This window comes from Microbacterium sp. B35-30, from assembly GCF_010634855.1.
GTDB lineage: Bacteria > Actinomycetota > Actinomycetes > Actinomycetales > Microbacteriaceae > Microbacterium.
This window is the reverse complement of sequence record NZ_MWLQ01000041.1, coordinates 1-19016: the sequence shown is the minus strand read 5'-3', so window position 1 is coordinate 19016 and position 19016 is coordinate 1. Positions and strand designations below refer to the sequence as shown.

General features: G+C 70.1%; 18 protein-coding genes and 1 tRNA gene. 5 read left to right on the top strand and 14 right to left on the bottom strand.

The features are described 5' to 3' along the window. Positions 1-22 precede the first annotated feature (22 nt). Positions 23-1486, top strand: coding sequence for a serine/threonine-protein kinase (locus B2K11_RS18400; RefSeq protein ID WP_163620547.1), 1464 nt, complete (start codon positions 23-25; stop codon positions 1484-1486). 9 nt (positions 1487-1495) lie between these two features. Here the strand turns inward: B2K11_RS18400 and B2K11_RS18395 are convergent, their stop codons facing one another. The 6 genes from B2K11_RS18395 to B2K11_RS18370 form a co-directional block, all read right to left on the bottom strand. Further along, the gene (locus tag B2K11_RS18395) at positions 1496-1960 is read right to left on the bottom strand and encodes a hypothetical protein (RefSeq protein ID WP_163620546.1); all 465 of its coding nucleotides are present in this window, start codon (positions 1958-1960) and stop codon (positions 1496-1498) included. A 482-nt stretch (positions 1961-2442) separates the two neighbouring features. Continuing rightward, positions 2443-2748 (bottom strand): hypothetical protein, encoded by a 306-nt coding sequence (locus B2K11_RS18390; RefSeq protein ID WP_163620545.1) that lies wholly within the window; start codon positions 2746-2748, stop codon positions 2443-2445. Then, entirely contained in the window at positions 2745-3194 is a 450-nt protein-coding gene (locus B2K11_RS18385) for a GNAT family N-acetyltransferase (RefSeq protein ID WP_163620544.1), read from the bottom strand. Before B2K11_RS18385 ends, B2K11_RS18390 begins: the two co-directional genes overlap by 4 nt. Before the next feature lie 28 nt (positions 3195-3222). Then, complete coding sequence (locus B2K11_RS18380) at positions 3223-3894, bottom strand: DNA alkylation repair protein (protein ID WP_204260184.1); 672 nt, start codon at positions 3892-3894, stop codon at positions 3223-3225. After that, a complete protein-coding gene (locus B2K11_RS18375) occupies positions 3887-4477 on the bottom strand; it encodes an isochorismatase family protein (protein WP_163620543.1) in 591 nt (196 codons plus the stop codon). Before B2K11_RS18375 ends, B2K11_RS18380 begins: the two co-directional genes overlap by 8 nt. Continuing rightward, positions 4474-6840 (bottom strand): efflux RND transporter permease subunit, encoded by a 2367-nt coding sequence (locus tag B2K11_RS18370; protein WP_163620542.1) that lies wholly within the window; start codon positions 6838-6840, stop codon positions 4474-4476. Before B2K11_RS18370 ends, B2K11_RS18375 begins: the two co-directional genes overlap by 4 nt. Positions 6841-6928: 88 nt before the next feature. On the opposite strand from B2K11_RS18370, the gene B2K11_RS18365 reads away from it, so the two are divergent. Then, the gene (locus tag B2K11_RS18365; RefSeq protein WP_163620541.1) at positions 6929-7885 is read left to right on the top strand and encodes an EamA family transporter; all 957 of its coding nucleotides are present in this window, start codon (positions 6929-6931) and stop codon (positions 7883-7885) included. Between the two features lie 109 nt (positions 7886-7994). On the opposite strand, the gene B2K11_RS18360 is transcribed toward B2K11_RS18365, so the two are convergent. Together B2K11_RS18360 and B2K11_RS18355 are read right to left on the bottom strand one after the other, a co-directional pair. Beyond that, the gene (locus B2K11_RS18360) at positions 7995-8390 is read right to left on the bottom strand and encodes a hypothetical protein (RefSeq protein WP_163620540.1); all 396 of its coding nucleotides are present in this window, start codon (positions 8388-8390) and stop codon (positions 7995-7997) included. A gap of 57 nt (positions 8391-8447) precedes the next feature. Next, positions 8448-8520: transfer RNA gene (locus tag B2K11_RS18355), tRNA-Thr, on the bottom strand. A 256-nt stretch (positions 8521-8776) separates the two neighbouring features. Between B2K11_RS18355 and B2K11_RS18350 the strand changes: the two genes are divergently transcribed. The 3 genes from B2K11_RS18350 to B2K11_RS18340 all read left to right on the top strand — a co-directional run bounded on the left by B2K11_RS18350 (position 8777) and on the right by B2K11_RS18340 (position 11459). Continuing rightward, positions 8777-9682, top strand: a complete 906-nt coding sequence (locus tag B2K11_RS18350; RefSeq protein ID WP_163620539.1) for a MetQ/NlpA family ABC transporter substrate-binding protein — start codon at positions 8777-8779, stop codon at positions 9680-9682. An 87-nt stretch (positions 9683-9769) separates the two neighbouring features. Next, positions 9770-10807, top strand: coding sequence for an ATP-binding cassette domain-containing protein (locus tag B2K11_RS18345; RefSeq protein ID WP_163620538.1), 1038 nt, complete (start codon positions 9770-9772; stop codon positions 10805-10807). Further along, positions 10800-11459: a methionine ABC transporter permease gene (locus B2K11_RS18340; protein ID WP_163620537.1), complete on the top strand. Its 660-nt coding sequence runs from the start codon at positions 10800-10802 to the stop codon at positions 11457-11459. The genes B2K11_RS18345 and B2K11_RS18340 overlap by 8 nt, the downstream gene beginning before the upstream one ends. 151 nt (positions 11460-11610) lie before the next feature. Here B2K11_RS18340 and B2K11_RS18335 read toward each other — a convergent pair whose 3' ends face one another. From B2K11_RS18335 to B2K11_RS18310, 6 genes are all read right to left on the bottom strand, one after another. Then, the gene (locus tag B2K11_RS18335) at positions 11611-13203 is read right to left on the bottom strand and encodes an alpha/beta hydrolase (protein ID WP_163620536.1); all 1593 of its coding nucleotides are present in this window, start codon (positions 13201-13203) and stop codon (positions 11611-11613) included. Further along, a complete protein-coding gene (locus B2K11_RS18330; RefSeq protein WP_239526248.1) occupies positions 13200-14402 on the bottom strand; it encodes a DNA polymerase III subunit delta' in 1203 nt (400 codons plus the stop codon). Before B2K11_RS18330 ends, B2K11_RS18335 begins: the two co-directional genes overlap by 4 nt. Before the next feature lie 356 nt (positions 14403-14758). Then, positions 14759-15430 carry a dTMP kinase gene (gene tmk, locus B2K11_RS18325; RefSeq protein WP_163620535.1) on the bottom strand — a complete coding sequence of 224 codons (672 nt, stop codon included), beginning with the start codon at positions 15428-15430 and terminating at the stop codon, positions 14759-14761. Then, complete coding sequence (gene topA / locus B2K11_RS18320) at positions 15427-18147, bottom strand: type I DNA topoisomerase (RefSeq protein ID WP_163620534.1); 2721 nt, start codon at positions 18145-18147, stop codon at positions 15427-15429. Before topA ends, tmk begins: the two co-directional genes overlap by 4 nt. A gap of 67 nt (positions 18148-18214) precedes the next feature. Next, entirely contained in the window at positions 18215-18532 is a 318-nt protein-coding gene (locus tag B2K11_RS18315) for a helicase (RefSeq protein ID WP_163620533.1), read from the bottom strand. Between the two features lie 156 nt (positions 18533-18688). Continuing rightward, on the bottom strand, positions 18689-19015 hold the full coding sequence (locus tag B2K11_RS18310; protein WP_163620532.1) for a TadE family type IV pilus minor pilin: 327 nt from the start codon (positions 19013-19015) through the stop codon (positions 18689-18691). Position 19016: the final 1 nt, after the last annotated feature.

The window sequence follows — 19016 nt, the reverse complement described above, 5'->3', positions numbered from 1 at the left end:
CGGACGCCAGGTGGGAGGAGACGTGACAGACCTGCGCGCGTCGGCGGAGTTGTCCACCGGCGAGATCTTGGACGATCGCTACGTCCTGCATGAGCGTATCGGCGAGGGCGGGATGGCGCGCGTCTATCGCGCCGAAGACACCCACCTCCAGCGCTCGGTGGCAGTGAAGGTGTTCCGCGAACCCACCGACGGCATCGACTCCGTCGAACGTGCACTGTCAGAGACGACCCTCCTCGCTTCTCTGAGTCACCACTCCCTCGTCACCGTGTTCGATGCGCGCGTCGGCACGGGCGAGACCAGCTACCTCGTCATGGAGCACGTCGACGGCATCACGCTGCGGGATCTCATCGCGCGGGGGCCCGTCGATCCGAAGATCGTCGCATCGATCGCGATCGACATCGCGGAGGGCCTGCACGTCGCGCACGAGCACGGGGTCGTGCATCGCGATATCAAACCCTCGAATGTGCTCCTGTGGTCGTCGCCGCGGCCCGGATGGGAGTGGCGCGCGAAGCTCGGGGACTTCGGCATCGCCTACTTGATGGACTCGGCCCGTGTGACCACCCCGGGAGTCATCGTCGGCACGATGGCGTACGTCGCTCCGGAACAGGCGCGCGGGGTGCCGCCGGCGCCGGCCGCCGACATCTACGCGTTCGGTCTCCTGCTCATCGAGGCGCTGACCGGCGAACGACCGTTCGGCGATGCCGAAGGCATCGGCACGGTGGTGGCACGGCTGTCGTCGGCGCCCGAGATCCCGGAGTCGCTCCACCCGTCGTGGCAGGGCCTGCTGCGCGGGATGACGGCGATCCGCCCGGACGACCGACCCGCCGCGCTCGACGTCGTGACGGCGGCCTCCCGCCTGGCTGCCATGGAGAACACCATCGCCCGTCAAGCAGCCGACCCCTCGACGGCGCCTGTCGCGATATCCGTCGCCGATCCCACCCAGGTCTTTCCCCAGCGCGCGCTGGCCGCAGGTTCTGCGGGCACCCTCGAGCGCGGAGCGCTCCGCCGCGATGCGCGCGTGGCCGCCCGCGCGTCGGGAGCTTCGGCCGGGACGGATGAGGCGGCAGCGGTCGCCCCTGCCGTGCCCGACGAGCGTGGGCGAGCCTCGCGCCGTGCCCTGATGATCGGGGTGGTCGTCGCGGCGCTGCTGGCGCTCGCACTCGCGCTCGGCTCGGTGCTGGTGGCGAACAGCTGGTCCGCAGATGCCGACCCCGCATCGACCCCGCCCGCGGAGGAGCAAGCTCCGCCCGTACCGACGGAGGAGGCTCCGCCGGCGCCGACGGAGGAGGCTCCGGTCGAGGAGGTGCCGGCCAGCGTGCCCGCTGAGCGGGCCCCGGCCGGCGACCCGCCGCCGGCCGACACCGGAGGCGGCGGGGACGTCAACGACAACAGCGGCCCGGGCAACAACAACGGCGGCGGCGGCGGCAGCGGCGGGCGCGGGAACGGCAACGGCAACGGCGGCGGCAACGGGGGCGGCAACGGCTGAGCGCCGCGGTCAGGCGCCACGGAGGTCGCGCATCGCTCTCGACCGCCAGTTGTCTCCGGCGCGCTCGAGGGTCACGATCGCATGACAGTTGCGGCAACGCACGTCGCACTTATCGATCTCTTCCGACAGTCTGGCGATGCTGAACCCCTCCTTCACCATCGCCATGACGTCCTTGCGCTTGTCAGCCCCTGGTCGGTGGTCGAAGTCGAGGACCCGCAGATCGGTCACGCCGCAGTCGACGCACGGATGGTCGCGCAGATAGGTCACGAGGAACGTTTTGGCCTCGGCGCGCCGCTTCGCAGTGCGTTCGACGATGACCCGCACATGACGTTCACGATTGCGCGCGTAGTAGTCGCGCGACGACCGCCGGTTGCACTCGCGACATACTTCTTGGAGCCCGTCGGCGCGGGATGACTTGCGGTTGAACTCGGTGAGCGGCTGTTCCTGCCCGCACGAACCGCAGTGCTTCCTCATCGCCTCCTGGTCCTTTCCTGCGACGTCTCCAGACGGGCGAACCCACAGCCTAGAGATGGGCTCCGACGCTCCGACCATCCGCGTGGCCTTGCTAGGGTGGAGGCGCCCCTATAGCTCAGTTGGTTAGAGCAACGGACTTCAACACAACAAAATGGAGCGCCAGCGCCGAAATGCGCTGGATGACCGCCGCTATATGCTGGAACACCCTGAGAGCCCGAGGTACTCGCCAAGCGTCTGAACGACACCTGGCAGTGAAAATCCGAGGGATTGGGCAATCAGCAGGTAACCGCAAGGGAACCTCAGAGACTACACGCGGCGCACCTGACCGGTCCGGCCGAAGGTGAAGATATAGTCCAGACTGCAAGCCGGAGACGGTGGCTGGGGAAACTCAGTGCAGCAGGTTAATCCGTGGGTCCAGGGTTCGAGCCCCTGTGGGGGCACCACACCGTTCGAGCCGCCGGAGCACTTGGCCGGCCCCGTTGTCAGCGCGCGATCGCGGCGGCGATGAGCCAGGCCACGATGCTCAGCACCAGCGCGATGAGCGGGTACCAGAACGCGGTGCGCTTGCGGGACAGCGCGAGGATGCCCGCGACGCCGCCGATCACCGCGAAGGCGAGCGGCAGATATCCGCCGAGCACGATGGCGAGCGTGTTGTCGTAGGTGCCGACCGCCCAGAGCAGCGAGACGAAGAACAGCACCACCGCGCCCCCGACCGAGAAGCCGATGAGCAGCAGCGTGGCGACGAGGTCGCCGGTGCTGCGCTCGGCGGGAGCCGCTCCGCCCGTCATGACGCCAGTCCGATCTCGTAGTGCACGAAGCCGGTCGAGGTCGCGACACGGTCGTACAGGCCGCGTGCCGTGGCGTTGGACTCCTGCGTGAGCCAGTACACCTTCGCGGCGCCCTGTTCACGGGCCCAGTCGGTGACGTGGGCGATGAGCGCGCGTCCCGCGCCCGTGCCCCGGGTGTCGGGGTGGACGAACAGATCCTCGAGGTAGCAGTACGGGCCCGCCGACCAGGTGGCCGCGTGGGTCAGCCAGTGCACGAACCCCACCGCCTCCCCCGTGTCGCCGGTGGCGAGCGCGCCGTGGATCGGGAACTGCGGATCGAGGAGGCGGTGCCACGTCAGCTCGGTCTGCTCATCCGAGAGCTCCGATTCGTAGAACGCGAGGTAGCCGCGCCAGAGCGGCAGCCAGGCCTCGCGGTCGGCAGGGGCGAGTGGGCGGATCGCAGTCACAAGACCCGAGGCTAACGTGTGGTGCGCATCATGTCAGGGCGGAGCGCGCGGTTCGCCGCGCATGAGCACTCAGATCGTCGCCGCGACGCGCGAGGAACTCCTCGAGCCGCACGCGGTCGACCCGCCCGATCTCGCGCAGCGCCACCCCCACGTTCGTCTGCACCAGGTGCTCGGGATCCGCAGCCAGCACGTCGCAGAGCGCCAGCGGATCGTCGAGGTCGCCGGCGCGGATGATCCAGAACGCCGCGGTGATCGCCGTGCGGCGGTGCCACCGATCCTCCGACCGCGCGAGGTCGAACAGCACGTCGCGGGGCTTGTCGAGCAGATATCCGCCGATCACGCGCGGAGCCGCACGGTCGATGTAGTCCCACGTGTCGATGCGGTCCAGGCGCCGCATCCAGAGGTCGTACAGCGCGGCGCGGTCGGCATCCTTCGTTCGGGCCTGGAAGTCGAGGATCGACACCGCCGCCACGCGCAGCTCGTAGACATCCGAGTCGAGCAGCCGGTCGACCTCGGCCAGCGGCATCCGTGCATTCGTCCTGGCGATGTCGAAGACGGTGCCCATGCGCACGCCGAGGATCTCGGTGCGCTGATCGGTCATGCGCCGCTGGATCTTGGCCCGTTCGTCAGCGGATGCCGCGGCCTCGAGCGCCGCGCGGACGCCCACGGCCGTCGGCGACCCACCGGCGGGCTCAGTCACCGCCGGAGAGACCGGAGTGGCTCAACTCCGCCCCCGCGTGCGCGAGCTCGGCGAGCGCGGCGTCGCTCGATTCCGGAGCCACCCCGGCGACGAGGTCGGTGAGGACCCGCACGTGCCGCCCGTGCTCGATGGCGTCGAGGGCCGACGCACGCACGCAGTAGTCCGTCGCAAGGCCCACCACGTCGACGTCCACGACGCCGTGCTCCTCGAGCAGGTGGGTCACCGTCACCCCGTCGTCGGTCGTGCCCTCGAACAGCGAGTACGCCGGCCTGCCCTGACCCTTCTTGACGTGATGCGTCACCGCGGAGGTGTCGAGGCCGGGGTCGTACTCGGCACCCTCCGTGCCGCTCACGCAGTGAACGGGCCACGTGTCGACGAAGTCGGGCTCGGGACTGAAGTGCCCGCCGTTGTCGCCCTCGCCGTGGTGCCAGTCGCGCGAGGCGACGATGACGGCGTACTCCTCGCCGTGCGTGACCAGGTACTCCGAGATGCGCTGCGCGACGGCATCCCCACCCTCTACACCGAGGGCACCGCCCTCGGTGAAGTCGTTCTGGACATCGACGATGAACAGCGCCTTGCTCATGGTTCGAGCGTACGCCTGTACTCCTCCCGGGTGAGAGGGTGCCCGTCGTCGGCCACGAGCTCGGCATCCGTGTCGGCCGGCAGCGGGGCATCCACCGGCAGTTGCGCTTCGACAGGCTCGGCGACCGGTGAGGCAGGCTGATCTGACCTGGTCCCTGAGCTTGTCGAAGGGCCGGCTTCCGGTTGCCGTCGCGCGAGCTTCGACGGCCACCAGATCGCTCGTCCGATGTCGTAGGACAGGGCGGGCACGAGGAGCGACCGCACCACGAAGGTGTCGAGCAGCACACCGAACGCGACGATGAAGGCGAGCTGCACCAGGAACAGGATCGGGATGACGCCCAGCGCCGCGAAGGTCGCCGCGAGCACGAGACCGGCCGAGGTGATGACGCCGCCGGTCGCGACGAGACCCCGCAGGATGCCCGATCTCGTCCCGTGGACGAGGGACTCCTCCCGCACGCGCGACATGAGGAAGATGTTGTAGTCCACACCCAGGGCGACGAGGAAGACGAACCCGTACAGCGGCACCGCGGGGTCGGCGCCGGGGAATCCGAAGACCGTGTTGAAGACGAGCGCACTGACCCCGAGCGCGGTGGCGAACGACAGGATCACCGTCGCGATGAGCAGCACGGGAGCCAGGACCGACCGCAGCAGCAGCATCAGGATCAGGAGGATCACCAGCAGGATGACCGGGATGATGACCGTCCGGTCGCGCGTCGACGTGTCATTGGTGTCGATGTCGGTCGCCGTCTCGCCGCCGACGATCGCCGTTCCCGCACCGAGCGCGTCATCGAGGTCGGCGCGCAGCTCGCGCACCGTGTCCTCAGCGGCGACAGAGTCTGCGGCATCCGTCAGCGTCCCGATCACCAGCACGTCGCCGTCCGAGACCGTCGCCTCCGGAGCAGGCGTGCCGGGCGGGCCGACCGCCGTGAGCACCGGCTCGCCGCCTTCGACCTCGACGCCTGCCTGGCCGGTCGGGGAGTCGTCGGAGGCGACCGCCACGGAATCGATGCCTTCCGACGCCGCCAGCACCTCGACGGCGCCGGCGAGGTCTTCCTCGGGGAGGATCACGTAGACGGGAGACCCCGAGCCGGCCGGGAAGTGCTCGGCGAGCACCTCCTGGCCGTCGCGCGCCTCAGACGACCCCAGTACGAGATCGCTCGTGGGCACGCCGTCCGCCTTGAGCTGGGTGATGCCGATCGCGCCGGCGAGCAGCACGATCGTGCACGCGATCCACACGACGCGCGCGTTCCGCGCGACGAACCGCGCCTGCCGCGGCCAGAGTCCCTTGACCGGCTCGGTCAGATCGTCGGGGATCATGGCGAGCGGCTGCTTCGGGATGAAGGGCCAGAAGGCGGCGCGGCCGCAGAGGGCCAGCAGCGCCGGCAGGAACGTCAGCGCCGAGAGCACCGAGAAGGCGATCCCGATCGAGGCGATCGGCCCGAGAGCGCGGTTGGTCGCCAGATCCGAGAGCAGCAGGCACAGCAAGCCGGCGATCACCGTGCCGCCCGACGCGAGGATCGGCTCGAACGCTCCGCGCCACGCCGAGAGCGTCGCATCCCACTTCGACGCGCCCGTCGCGATGGACTCGCGGAAGCGGGCGACGTACAGCAGCGCGTAGTCCGTCGCGGCGCCGATGACGAGGATGAACAGAATGCCCTGCACCTGCCCGTTGAGCACCACGATGCCGGCGTACGCGAGCCACCACACGGTGAGGAGCGCTGCGCACAGGGCGAACATCGACGTGAGGAGCACCAGGACCGGCAGCAGGGGTGAGCGGTAGACGATCACGAGGATCAGGAAGACGGCGAGCAGGGCCACACCGAGGAGCAGCCCGTCGATGCCGAGGAAGCCCTCCACCAGATCCGCCGTGAACCCCGCCGGTCCGGTGACCCACCCGTCCAGCCCCTCAGGCAGTTCGTCGGCGACGAGCGTCCGGATCTCGTCGACGATCTCGCCCACCTCGCCAGCGGCATCGATGGGGACGAAGATCTGCACGGCCTCACCGTCGTCCGACAGGATCGGCGGCGACACGCCTTCCTGCACGCCGTCGATCGCCGCGATGTCGTCGGCCAGCGCCTGTGCGTCGGCGACGTCATCCTCCGAGAGCTCACCGTCGCCGGTGACGACCACGACGGCGGGGATGCTGTCTTCGCCGAGGAAGTCCGTCAGCCTCTCGTTCACCTGTGTGGCATCCGCGTTCTCGGGCAGGAAGCTCGAACGGTCGTTGGTCGACACCTCGTCGACCTTCCCGAAGTACGGCCCTCCGATCGATCCCGCGGCCAGCCAGATCAGCACGAGAAGGGCCGGGATGCCGATGCGCAGCCAGCCGGAAGGTCGGCGGTTCGCGTGGTGAGGCGAAGACATATCGCTAGCTTATCTAGCGAAATCGCTTTGCGGAAACGAAGTTGGTGCAACGACCCCGTGGCCCGCACGGCTCCTATGCTGAGTCGCGATGCTCTCCGCTGCCCTCGCCCTGATAGGCGCCGTGGTCTACGGCTCCGCGGACTTCCTCGGCGGCCTGGCGGCACGGCGGCTGCGCGCGATCGTCGTCACCGCCGTGGCGGCTCTTTCGGGGTTCCTCGCGCTGCTGCTCGTGCAGCCTCTCGTAGGCGGCGTGTGGACGGTCGCGGATGTCGCATGGGGCGTTCTCGCCGGCATGGTCGGAGTGGTCGCGGTCGCCCTGCTGTACGCCTGCCTCGCGATCGGGCCGATGAGCATCCTTTCGCCGCTGACGGCGGTCGTCTCGGCGATCGCGCCGATGCTGTGGGGTCTGCTCGTCAAGGGCGATGCGCTGGCGCCGATCGGGTACGCCGGGCTCGCCGTCGCCCTGGTCGCGGTCGTCCTCGTCGGGTTCATCCCCGGCGAGAGGATCGTGCGGCCGAATGCGCGCGGGCTCGCGATGGCGGCCGGCGCAGGTCTCGCGATCGGCGCCTTCCTCATCATCGTCGACCAGACCTCCGCCGGCGGCGGCCTGGTGCCCCTGCTCACCGGCCGCGCCACCAGCGCGGTCGTCACGGTAGGTGTTATCGGCATCCTCGCCGTCGCGGCGGTCCGGCGGGGCGCACCCGCGCGGTCGGTTCTGCACGTCGCCGGCGCACAGCTCGGCGTTGTCCCGAGCGGACACGCCGATCCCGAGCATGCGACGACCGATCCCCGCCCCACGGTCGCGACGGCGCGTCAGGCGTGGTCGCTCGCGATCGCGTGCGGAATCGCGGATGCCGCCGCCAACGCCCTCATGCTCCTGGCGCTGCGGACCGGCGACCTGGCGGTGGTCTCGGCGCTGACTGCGCTCTACCCCGCCGGCACGATCCTGCTCGCGGCCGTCGTCCTGCGGGAGCGCGTCGCCGTCGTCCAGTGGGTGGGCCTCGGTCTCGCCCTCGCCGCCGGAGGCATGCTCGCCGTCGCCTGAGCTGCGCCGTGCACGCCAGATGCATCGCGCAAGGAACGAATCGCGAGAGGGTGTATTTCCGCCGGCGGAAATACACCCGCTCGTGGTTCCTGGGCGCGGGCGTTCCCGGTCAGCCGCGCGCGAACAGCATGACGAGCGAGGTCACCAGGGCGACGACGCCGAGCCCGAGCATCCCGACGGCGAGGAGTGCCACCGCGCGGACAGCCGGCGACCCCTGCGTCAGCCGCATCCGGTTGAGGGACCCTCGGCGGATGAAGATGTCGGTCATGTCGGCGTCGCCGATGTGGTGCTGCTGCTCGTGGGTCAGATGCGCCTCGCCCACGCCGCCGTCCTCGTCGAACCAGCGCACCAGCCGACCGTGCTCGGACGCCTCGACGACGGCCCGCACCGGCACCCAGGTGCCGTCGAACAGGTACATGATGAGCGCGACTCCGGCGAGCAGCGCGCCCATGCCGAACCCGATCCACGAGAAGATCTCGGCGAGGGCGTCGATCGCCTGGGGCACCGCACCACCGTCCTTCGCATACGGAAAACGGCCGCTCCCGCGGCCGTTCCGGTTCTGAGCCACCTAAGGGAATCGAACCCTTGACCTATTCATTACGAGTGAATCGCTCTGCCGACTGAGCTAAGGTGGCGCGCCTCGCTTGCGCGATGCACAAGCAACGATCTTACAGGGTCTCGGGAGTGCTCGCGAACACCGCGGGGTGCACCGCGGCGGGCGCACCGCTGCCGCGCCGGCAGCCGCTCGGTGTCGACGTGTTACGGCCGGGTTCGGACGAGAGGCGGACGCCACGTAGGTTCGAACGCGGTCCGCGACGAAGCGTGCGCGGTCCGGTGGATCGAGCACGCGGCCACCCGCCGACACGGGCCTCGATCCACAGGAGCACGCACATGTCCACGCCCAAGAAGCTCACCGCAGCAGCAGCACTCGCACTCCCCCTCGCCCTCCTCCTCGCCGGCTGTGCCGGTAGCGGGACGGATGCCGCGGCCGACGCCCCCGCCGGGGACGAGGTCGTGCGCATCGGCGTCGTCGGCGCCGGGGAACCGTACTGGGAAACCTACAAGGAGGCCGCCGCCGAAGAGGGCATCGAGGTGGAGCTCGTCGACTTCACGGAGTACTCGCAGCCCAACCCCGCTCTGTCTGCGGGCGAGCTGGACCTCAACCAGTTTCAGCACATCATCTACCTCGCCACCTACAACGTGCAGAGCGGCGACGACCTGCAGCCGATCGGCGCCACGGCGATCTACCCGCTCGGCCTCTACTCGACCCAGTACGACTCCGTCGACGACATCCCCGAGGGCTCGACGGTCGCCATTCCCAACGACGAGTCGAACGGCGCGCGCGCCCTGCTGGTGCTGCAGTCCGCGGGCCTCATCGAACTCGAGGACGGCGGCTCACCCTTCTCGACTCCTGCCGAGGTCATCGAGGCGGAGTCGAAGGTGCGCGTCGAAGCTGTCGCCGCGGACTTCACCGCGTCGTCGCTTCCCGACTTCGCCGGCGCGATCGTGAACAACGACTTCGTCACGAAGTCCGGTCTGACGGAGGACGAGCTGCTCGCGCAGGACGACCCCGCCGACCCGTCGGCCTTCCCGTACATCAACATCTTCGCCGCGAAGGCGGAGGACGCCGACAACCCGACCTACCTCAAGCTCGTGGAGATCTATCAGAACACCAAGGCCGTGCAGGACGGCGTCCTGGAGGCGTCGGGCGGCACCGCCGTCCTCGTCAAGACGCCCGTCGACGAGCTCCTCACGTCGCTCACCGACGTCGAGGACGACATCCGCGCCAACTCGTAAGCCCGCCACACCGCGGCACTCGCCTGTGCGGCCCGCCGGCGCCTCGAGCGCCCGGGCCGCATACGCGCGTTCCGCCGAGGAGCACCCATGACCCTCATCCGCCTGACCGGCGTGACCAAGACCTTTCCGGCATCCGCCAAGGACGGCGCAGACGTCGTCGCCGTCGACGACGTCTCGCTCGACGTGGCAGCAGGCGAGGTGTGCGGCATCATCGGCTACTCGGGCGCCGGCAAGAGCACCGTGCTGCGCCTGGTGAACGCGCTGGAGACCCCCACCGCCGGCACCGTCGAGATCGACGGCCGCGACATCACGCGCCTTCGCGAGCGCGAGCTGCGTGAGCTGCGCGGCGACATCGGCATGATCTTCCAGCAGTTCAACCTCTTCGAATCGCGCACTGTGGCGAAGAACGTCGCCTACCCCCTTGAGGTCGCCGGGCGCCCGCGGGCCGAGATCGCGGCGCGCGTCGATGAGCTGCTGCGCTTCGTCGGGCTCGCCGACAAGGCCCGCAGCTACCCCGAGCAGCTCTCGGGCGGGCAGAAGCAGCGCGTCGGCATCGCCCGCGCTCTTGCGACGAGCCCGCGGATCCTGCTCGCGGACGAGGCGACCAGCGCGCTCGACCCCGACACGACGCAAGAGGTGCTCGCGCTCCTCGCACGCATCAACGCGGAGCTCGGCGTCACCATCCTCGTCATCACGCACGAGATGGACGTCATCCGCACGCTCGCCGACCGGGTCGTCGTGATGGAGAACGGCCGCGTCATCGAGAGCGGCGCGGTCTTCGACGTGCTCTCGGCGCCCCGGCACGCGGCGACACGCAGGTTCGTCGCCAGCATCATCGAGGACGTGCCCGCCGGCGACCAGCTGCGCACGCTGCAGGATCGCCACCCCGGGCGGATCGTCACGTTCACCGTGCGCGAGGGGGATGTCACCCAGGCCGACGTGTTCGCCGCGCTCTCGTCGCACGGCGTGCGGTTCGAGCTCATCCACGGCGGGATCAACGACATCGCCGGGCGCGTTTTCGGGCATCTCACCCTGGCACTGACCGGAGAGCCGGATGCCGTGCAGCAGGCGATCGACGCCGCTTCGGCGTTCGCGCCGCTCATCGAGGAGGACGCCCGTGGATAGGCTCGTCGATCTGCTTCCCGAGCTCTGGGCCGCAACGGCCGAGACCCTGTACGTGGTGTCGCTGAGCCTCGTGTTCGGCGGCATCGCGGGCCTGTTCGTCGGGCTGGCGCTCTACGCGACGCGACCCGGGAGTCTCTTCCCGAACCGGTTCCTCTTCGGGACCATCAACGTGATCGTCAACTTCTTCCGCCCGATCCCGTTCGTGATCCTGCTCGCCGCGGTGCAGCCGATCGCCCGGAGCCTCGGCATCCCGGGCATCGGGCCGGAGTTCGGCATCTTCGCGATCACCATCGCGTCGCTGTTCGCGATCAGCCGCATCGTCGAGCAGAATCTGCTCACGGTCCGCCCCGGTGTCATCGAGGCCGCCCGCGCCACCGGCGCCAGCCGCTCACGGATTCTCCTGCGCCTGCTCCCCCGCGAGGCCCTCGGCCCCCTGATCCTCGGCTACACGTTCATCGTCGTGGCCCTCGTCGACATGACAGCCATCGCCGGCGCGGTGGCCGCCGGAGGCCTCGGCGAGTTCGCGATCGTCTACGGCTTCAAGCAGTTCAACCCGTGGGTCACGTGGGCGGCGGTGCTCGTCATCATCGTGATCGTCCAGGCCGTGCAGTTCATCGGCAACGCACTCGCACGTCGCGTGCTGCGCCGCTGACCGCTGGGGCGACCCCGCCACCGATGAGAGAAGCGGATGCTGCGGCTGCGGCATCCTCCCCACGCCCTCTCCACGCATCGCTTCGCGCTGCGCGGAGCCTCGGGGCGCGTGGGCCCACCTCGGGGATAGGCGGTCGCCACGCTTCCGGCTCCTATTCGCAGCGCAGGCCGTCCTCGGGCGGGGTGCCGTCGAGCAGGTAGGTCTCGACGGCCGAGTCCACGCACGCGTTGCCCTTGTTGTAGCCGGTGTGTCCCTCGCCGACGCGGGTCACCAGGACGCCGGACGACAGCTGCTCGGCCAGTGACACCGACCACTCGTACGGAGTCGCGGGATCGTTCGTGGTGCCCACCACGACGATCGGAGCGGCGCCCTCGGCGGTGATGCGCTCCCGGACGCCCGTCGCCGGGTACGGCCAGACCTCGCAGGGATCCGGGCCGCTCCAGTACGGTGCGACCGTCGGTGCCTCGGCCGCCAGCAGCGCCTGGGCATCGGCCTGCTGCTGCTCGGTCGCGTCCACGGGATAGTCCATGCAGTTGTACGCGCGGAAGGCCTCGGTCGAGTTGTCGAGGTAGGCGCCGTCCTGCCGGTTGTAGTAAAAGTCCGCCAGCTGGAAGGCCAGGTCGGCGTTGCCCTGGAGGACCTCGGTGAGCGCCATGGTGAGGTAGCTCCAGCTGTCCTGCGAATACAGTGCCGAGACGATCGTGGTCATGAGCGAGTCGGCGCCGAGCATGCGGCCGTCCGCGTTGGGGATGGGGTTGCCGTCCACCTCCGCGAGGAGCGTGCCGAGATCGGTCATCGCCTGATCGACGCTTCCGCGGAACGGGCACTCATCGTCGTTCAGGCAGTCCGCCATGTATGCCCGCAGCGCCGACTCGAAGCCGATCCCCTGCGTGATGCCGACATCCAGCCCCGGAATCGACGGATCGATGGCACCGTCGAGCACGAGGCGTCCGACCTTCTCGGGGAACAGCTTGGCGTAGGTCGCACCCAGGAACGTGCCGTACGAGTAGCCGAGGTAGTTCAACTGCTCGTCGCCCAGCACGGCGCGCATCATGTCCATGTCGCGAGCGGAGTTGTCGGTCGTGATGTACGGGAGGATGCTGTCGCTGCTCGCCTCGCACGCCTCGCCGAAGGCCGCGTGGCGTGCGAGCAGCTCGTCGGTCCAGGCATCCGTCCCGCGCTCGTTCTCGGGGATGTCGAACAGGTAGGCGTCCATGTCCGCCGCGTCGTAGCACGTCACGGCGGTCGACTCGCCGACGCCGCGGGGATCGAAGCCGATGACATCGAACTGCTGGCGCACCGGGTCGCTCACCGCGAACGACACCGAGTCGCGGATCAGCGCCACTCCGCTGGACCCGGGCCCGCCGGGATTCGTCAGAAGGGATCCGATCGGCTCGCCGCCGCCCTCGGCGCGACTGCGGATCAGCGAGAGCTCGATGTCGCCCTTCGACGGATCGGCCCAGTCCAGCGGTGCGGTGACGGTGGCGCAGTCGAAGTCACCGCTGCAGGAGCTCCAGTCGAGCGTCTGCTCGTAGTACGGCAGCAGCTCGGCCGGCACCCCGTCGGTGTCGGCCGTCTTGCTCGTGGTGGGGCGAGGCGCCGCATCGGGGATCATGCTGGAGAGGCAGCCGCTCAGGGCGACGGATGCCGCGACGAGGCCGGCCACGACCGCCACGGCCTTCGTCCTGATGCCGAGCCTGCCGGACTGCGAGGAGCCGGGTCGGCGGGGGCGGGTCGTGTTCACGGGATCCTTCCGCTCGCAACGGTGACGAGCATGCTCTCGAGGGCGAGTGCGGGGGCGGCGTTGAGTTCGAGGTTCTCACGGGTCACGCCGATGCGGTCGACGACCGTCAGGGTGCGCTCGGGCGTCCACGCCGCGGCGAGGGCGCGCAGGTCGGACTCGAGTTCCCGGTTGATGAGCACGGCGTCCCGGCCGAACTGCAGCATCAGCACGTCGCGGAACATCGACTCCAGGTCGGTCAGCACGCGATCGATGCCGTCGCGCAGGCTGCGGGTGGCGCGGCGCCTCTGCTCGTCCTCGAGCGCCGAGAGCTGCGAGCGCACCGCCGGTGGGATCGCTCCGCCCTCGGCGATGCCGAGCGTGCGCAGGAGCGACGAGCGCTCGGCCTCGTCCCGCTCCGCCGTGAGCGCCTTGGCGTCATCGGTCGCGGCAGAGACGATCGCGCCGGCCACCTCGACCGCGTCGCCGACCCCTCGCACGGCCAGCACCCCTCGCAGGGTGGCGTCGCGACGCGCGCGGGCTGCGGCATCCGTCGCCAGCCGCTGGGCCATGCCGATGTGACGCTGCGCGTGCCGGGCGGACTGCTCGGCGATCGCCGGATCGACTCCGCTGCGCCGCACGATCAGGTCGGCCACGTCGGCGATGTCGGGCTCGCGCAGGCGCAGCGTGCGCACACGGGAGCGGATCGTGGGTAGGAGGTCGGCATCGCTCGGCGCGCAGAGCACCCACACGGTGCGCTCGGGAGGCTCTTCGAGGGCTTTCAGCAACACGTTAGAGGTGCGCTCGGCCATGCGGTCGGCGTCTTCCATGACGATGACGCGGTACCGGCCGAGCGAGGGCGAGAAGTACGAGCGCTCCACCAGCGCGCGGGCGTCCTTGATCGAGATGATGACGCCCTCGGTGCGCAGCGCCGTGAGATCGGGGTGGGTGCCGGCCAGCACCTGCTGCATCGCTCGCTCGTCGCCTGGCTCGGCGATGAGCGCCGCGGCGAACGCGTGCGCCAGCGTCGAACGGCCCGAGCCGGGAGGTCCGGTGATGAGCCACGCGTGGGTCATCGACGCGGGGTCGGATGCCGCCTCCCGCAGTGCGGCGACCGCCTCCGGCTGCCCCCACACATCACCCCACGGCACGGCCGCTCCGCCACCCGCGGCGTCGCGCGCGTCGCGCTCGTTCGCGTCGGCGGGCAGGGTCGCGGCATCCATCCCGCCCAGCCTAACCGCGGGGGCTGACAGCGCGCGCTTCGGTCGATGCCCTGCGCGACCACGTCTCGAGGTCAGGAGATGTGGCGAAGGCAGGACGATCTGCGGCCAAACGTCCTACCCCGGTGAAATCACCTGATCTCGCAACAGACACAAGCGCGGGAACCACCCCGCCTCGGGGAAGTCCGTCCGCACGGGACATCCGTCAGGGCATCCCTCCCGGAGCATCCCTCCGCACGGGGGCATCCGCGCGTCAACAGATCAGGAGATGTGGCGAAGGCAGGACGATCTGCGGGCAACTCTCCTACCCCGGCGTAATCACCTGAACTCGGAACGGACGCCGGCGGCCCGGCGTACGGTCAGCCCAGCAGGGTCTGCACGCGCTCGCGCACAGCGGCAGCGAGCTCGTCGGCCGGCCGGGACGCGTCCAGCACGAGGAAGCGGTCGGGCTCCGCGTCGGCGAGGGAGAGGAACTCGGCCCGCACGCGCGCGTGGAAGTGCTCCTTCTCGGCCTCGAGCCGGTCGAAGGGCTTGTCGTCGGCGTCGAGCCGCGCGCGGGCGGCCGCCGGGTCGAGGTCCAGGAGCACGGTGACGTCGGGAAGCAGGCCTTCGGTCGCCCACAGCGAGAGGTCGCGCACCTCGTCGCGGCCGAGCACACGCCCGGCGCCCTGGTAGGCGACCGACGAGTCGAGGTAGCGGTCCTGGATCACGACCTCGCCCCGGGAGAGGGCCGGGCGCACGAGGGTCTCGATGTGGTGGGCCCGGTCGGCGGCGTACAGCAGCGCTTCGGCGCGCGGCGCGACCTCGCCCCGGTGATGCAGGACGATGTCGCGGATCAGCACGCCCACCTCGGTGCCGCCCGGCTCGCGGGTGCGCACGACCGTGCGGCCGGCATCCGTCAGCCATTCCTCGAGAAGCGCCGCCTGGGTGGTCTTGCCGACGCCGTCACCGCCCTCGAACGTGACGAACAGCCCGGTGGCCGCCTGTGGGCCCTCGGCGGGCGCGGATCGCGGGGCCGGGTCCGCCGTCACTTCTTCGCCGCGGGCTTGCGGGTGGTGGTCGTGCGCCGCGCGGGGCGCTTCGCCGGACCCTTCGCCCGCTTGTCGGCCAGGAGCTGCACGGCACGCTCGAACGTGACCTCCATCGCGTCCTCGCCGCGCGGGATCGTCGCGTTCGTCTCGCCGTCGGTGACGTACGGCCCGAAGCGACCGTCCTTGAGCTTGATCGCCTTGCCGCTGGTCGGGTCGGCCTCGAACTCCTTGAGGGCCGAGCTCGCGCCGCGCGCGCCGTACTTCGGCTGGGCGTAGACCGCGAGCGCCTCTTCGAGCGTGATGTCGAAGATCTGCTGCTCGCTCTGCAGCGTGCGCGAATCGGTGCCCTTCTTGAGGTACGGACCGTAGCGGCCGTTCTGCGCGGTGATCGGCGTCTGGGTCTCGGGGTCGATACCCACGGAGCGGGGCAGGTCGAGCAGCTGCAGCGCGGTGTCGAGGTCGATGGTGTCGACCGACATCGACTTGAAGAGCGACGCCGTGCGCGGCTTGGGCGCCGCTTCCTTCTTGGCGCCGCGCTTCTTCGGCGCCGGCTCGGGCTCGGCGACCGCGACGACCTCGCCTGTCGCCTCGTCGACCTCTTCCGCCACGGGCGGGTCGGTCTCCTGCACATACGGGCCGAAGCGGCCGTCCTTCACGACCACGAGCTTGCCGTTGGCGGGGTTCTCCCCCAGCACGCGGTCGCCCGCGACCGGGGCGTCGATGAGCTCCTGCGCGCGTGCCGGGGTCAGCTCGTCGGGGGCGAGGTCCTCGGGGATGTTGACGCGCCGGGGCTCGGCATCCGGATTCTCCTTGTCGGCCACCTCGAGGTAGGGGCCGTACTTGCCGAACCGGAGCGTGGCGACATCGCCGATGGGCGTCGAGTTGAGCGCGCGGGCGTCGATCTCGCCGAGGTTGTCGACGATGTTGCGAAGGCCCACCTGGTCGTCGGAGCCGAAGTAGAAGTCCTTCAGCCAGTCCTGGCGCTTCTGCTCGCCACGCGCGATCGCGTCGAGGTCGTCCTCGAGCGCCGCGGTGAAGTCGTAGTCGACGAGGTCGGCGAAGTGCTGCTCGAGCAGGCGCACCACGCTGAACGCGAGCCAGCTCGGGATCAGCGCCTGACCGCGCTTGGTGACGTAGCCGCGGTTCAGGATCACGTCGATGATGCTGGCGAAGGTCGAAGGGCGGCCGATGCCCTTCTCCTCGAGCGCCTTGACCAGGCTCGCCTCGGTGTAGCGCGGCTTGGGGCTCGTGGAGTGCCCCTTCGGCTCGACGTCGCGCAGGCGCAGCACGTCGCCCACCGCCATCGCCGGAAGCGCCTGGTCGTCGGACTTGTCGACGTCGCTGCGCTTCTCGTCGCGGCCTTCTTCGTACGCCTCGAGGAAGCCCTTGAACGTGTAGACGGTTCCGGATGCCGTGAACTCGGCGCGGCGGGCGCCTGCCGCGACCTCGAGGGTCACGGTGGTGGTCTCGTACTTCGCGTCGGACATCTGGCTGGCCATCGTGCGCTTCCAGATGAGGTCGTACAGGCGCAGCTCGTCGCGATCGAGCTGCCCCGAGACGTCGGAGGGGGTCCGGAACGTCTCGCCCGACGGGCGGATCGCCTCGTGCGCCTCTTGCGCGTTCTTGCTGTTGTTGCGGTAGGTGCGCGGGTTGAGCGGCACCGACGCGGCGCCGTACATCGCGACCGCCTGCTCGCGCGCGGCCTGGATGGCCTGCGTCGACAGCGCGGTCGAGTCGGTGCGCATATAAGTGATGTACCCCTTCTCGTAGAGCCGCTGTGCGACGCCCATGGCGTGCTTTGCGCTCATCGAGAGCTTGCGACCGGCCTCCTGCTGGAGCGTCGAGGTCGTGAAAGGGGGCTTGGGGCTGCGGGTTCCGGGCTTGGACTCGAGCGCGGTGACGGATGCCTCGGCCGCCGCTTCGATCGCCGCGGCGAGCTCGCGCACCTGCGCCTCGTCGAGCACGACCACGGCCTTCTTCAGCTGGCCCTTGTCGTCGAAGTCGGTGCCGCGGGCGAGCACGGCGCCGTCGACGCGCGCCAGACGCGTCGAGAACGACTCGTCGATGCCCTGCGGGCGGTTGGGCGCGGCGAGCGCCTCGATGTCCCAGTAGGACGCCGACACGAACGCCATCCGCTCGCGTTCCCGGTCGACCACGAGCCGCGTCGCGGCGGACTGGACGCGCCCGGCCGACGTGCCCTGCTGCACTTTGAACCAGAGCACGGGGCTGACGTCCCAGCCGTACAGGCGGTCGAGGATGCGGCGGGTCTCCTGGGCGTCGACGAGCGCGAGGTCGAGCTCGCGCGTGTTCCGGACAGCAGCCTGGATGGCGTCCTTGGTGATCTCGTGGAACACCATGCGCTTGACCGGCACCTTGGGCTTCAGCGTCTGCAGCAGATGCCATGCGATGGCTTCGCCTTCGCGATCTTCATCGGTGGCGAGCAGGAGCTCGTCCGCCCCCTTCAGCGCGCGCTTGAGCTCGGCGACGGTCTTCTTGCCGCGCTCGCTCTCGACGTAATAAGGGTCGAAGCCGTTGTCGACATCGATCGAGTACTTCCCGTACGCCTGCTTCTTGTCTGCCGGGATGTCGCGCTTGTCCGCGAGGTCGCGGATATGGCCGACCGAGCTCAGCACCTCGTAGCCGTCGCCGAGATACCCCTGGATCGACTTCATCTTCGTCGGTGACTCGACGATGACGAGCTTCTTGCCTTCTGCCAACGGGGGCGTCCTTTCTTCGACGCAAACCATACACGCCAGTTCTCGGTACGGGCGCTGTGAGCCCGGATCAGGGTGGGGGGCCCGCACGGGCGGAGGTCCGCGCGGTGACCGGTCCGAGCTGCAGCGAGACGGTGATCGTCGCGACCAGTTCGTCGAGATCGCAGGCGTCCACGACCGCTCCGAACGTGCCCGCGACCTCTGCCGCACGGGCGCACGGGATGCCGGGGACCGCGCCGGACGCGGCATCCGCGGCCGCCAGCGCGCCGGCGTCCGCTGCCGACGCGAGACGCTGCCCCGCGACGGCCGCAGCCCCCGCCATCGCGAGCCCGGACGTGAGGAGTGCTGCGGCGGCCACGATACCGGTGACGGCCATGGTTCCCGGCATCAGGCGCCGCCGCCGTCTGTGTGGGCTCCTGCGCGGGCCGAACGCGCGCCGCCGCGCCGCGCGGCATCGCGCTCGGTCCCGATGGCGCGGCAACCGCCGACGCAGGGCCCTGGGCGGGTGAGCCGGGCGCGCTCGCACCCGCTCACAGTCCGCCGCTCACAGTCCACCGCCGAGGGCGCAGCCGGTGGCCTCGATCCGGAAGCCGAACAGTGCAGATGCCGATGCGCTCACGCACACCAGGTCGCCGCGTGGGGCGATCTCCACGGACGCCCCCGCCACCGCCGCCGACACGGCGTCACGTGCTCGCTGATCGGGCTCGCCGCGGGCGCTGAGGCGTGCGGCATCGGCGACGGCGTCCTGCAGCCGCACCTGGCGTGCCGCTCCGGCGAGCGCCCCGACGCCGAGGACGAGCACCAGCACGATGGCGGGCAGCGCGACCGCGAACTCGGCGACGACCGCACCACCGTCGGCACTGGGCCGCAGG

What these genes read in the sequence shown, in the direction of transcription:
- B2K11_RS18375 (WP_163620543.1), bottom strand. Translation starts at nt 4,477, where the DNA reads ATGAGCAAGGCGCTGTTCATCGTCGATGTCCAGAACGACTTCACCGAG.
- B2K11_RS18365 (WP_163620541.1), top strand. Translation starts at nt 6,929, where the DNA reads ATGCTCTCCGCTGCCCTCGCCCTGATAGGCGCCGTGGTCTACGGCTCC.
- B2K11_RS18345 (WP_163620538.1), top strand. Translation starts at nt 9,770, where the DNA reads ATGACCCTCATCCGCCTGACCGGCGTGACCAAGACCTTTCCGGCATCC.
- B2K11_RS18390 (WP_163620545.1), bottom strand. Translation starts at nt 2,748, where the DNA reads ATGACGGGCGGAGCGGCTCCCGCCGAGCGCAGCACCGGCGACCTCGTC.
- B2K11_RS18370 (WP_163620542.1), bottom strand. Translation starts at nt 6,840, where the DNA reads ATGTCTTCGCCTCACCACGCGAACCGCCGACCTTCCGGCTGGCTGCGC.
- B2K11_RS18315 (WP_163620533.1), bottom strand. Translation starts at nt 18,532, where the DNA reads ATGCCGGGAACCATGGCCGTCACCGGTATCGTGGCCGCCGCAGCACTC.
- B2K11_RS18350 (WP_163620539.1), top strand. Translation starts at nt 8,777, where the DNA reads ATGTCCACGCCCAAGAAGCTCACCGCAGCAGCAGCACTCGCACTCCCC.
- B2K11_RS18330 (WP_239526248.1), bottom strand. Translation starts at nt 14,402, where the DNA reads ATGGATGCCGCGACCCTGCCCGCCGACGCGAACGAGCGCGACGCGCGC.
- B2K11_RS18395 (WP_163620546.1), bottom strand. Translation starts at nt 1,960, where the DNA reads ATGAGGAAGCACTGCGGTTCGTGCGGGCAGGAACAGCCGCTCACCGAG.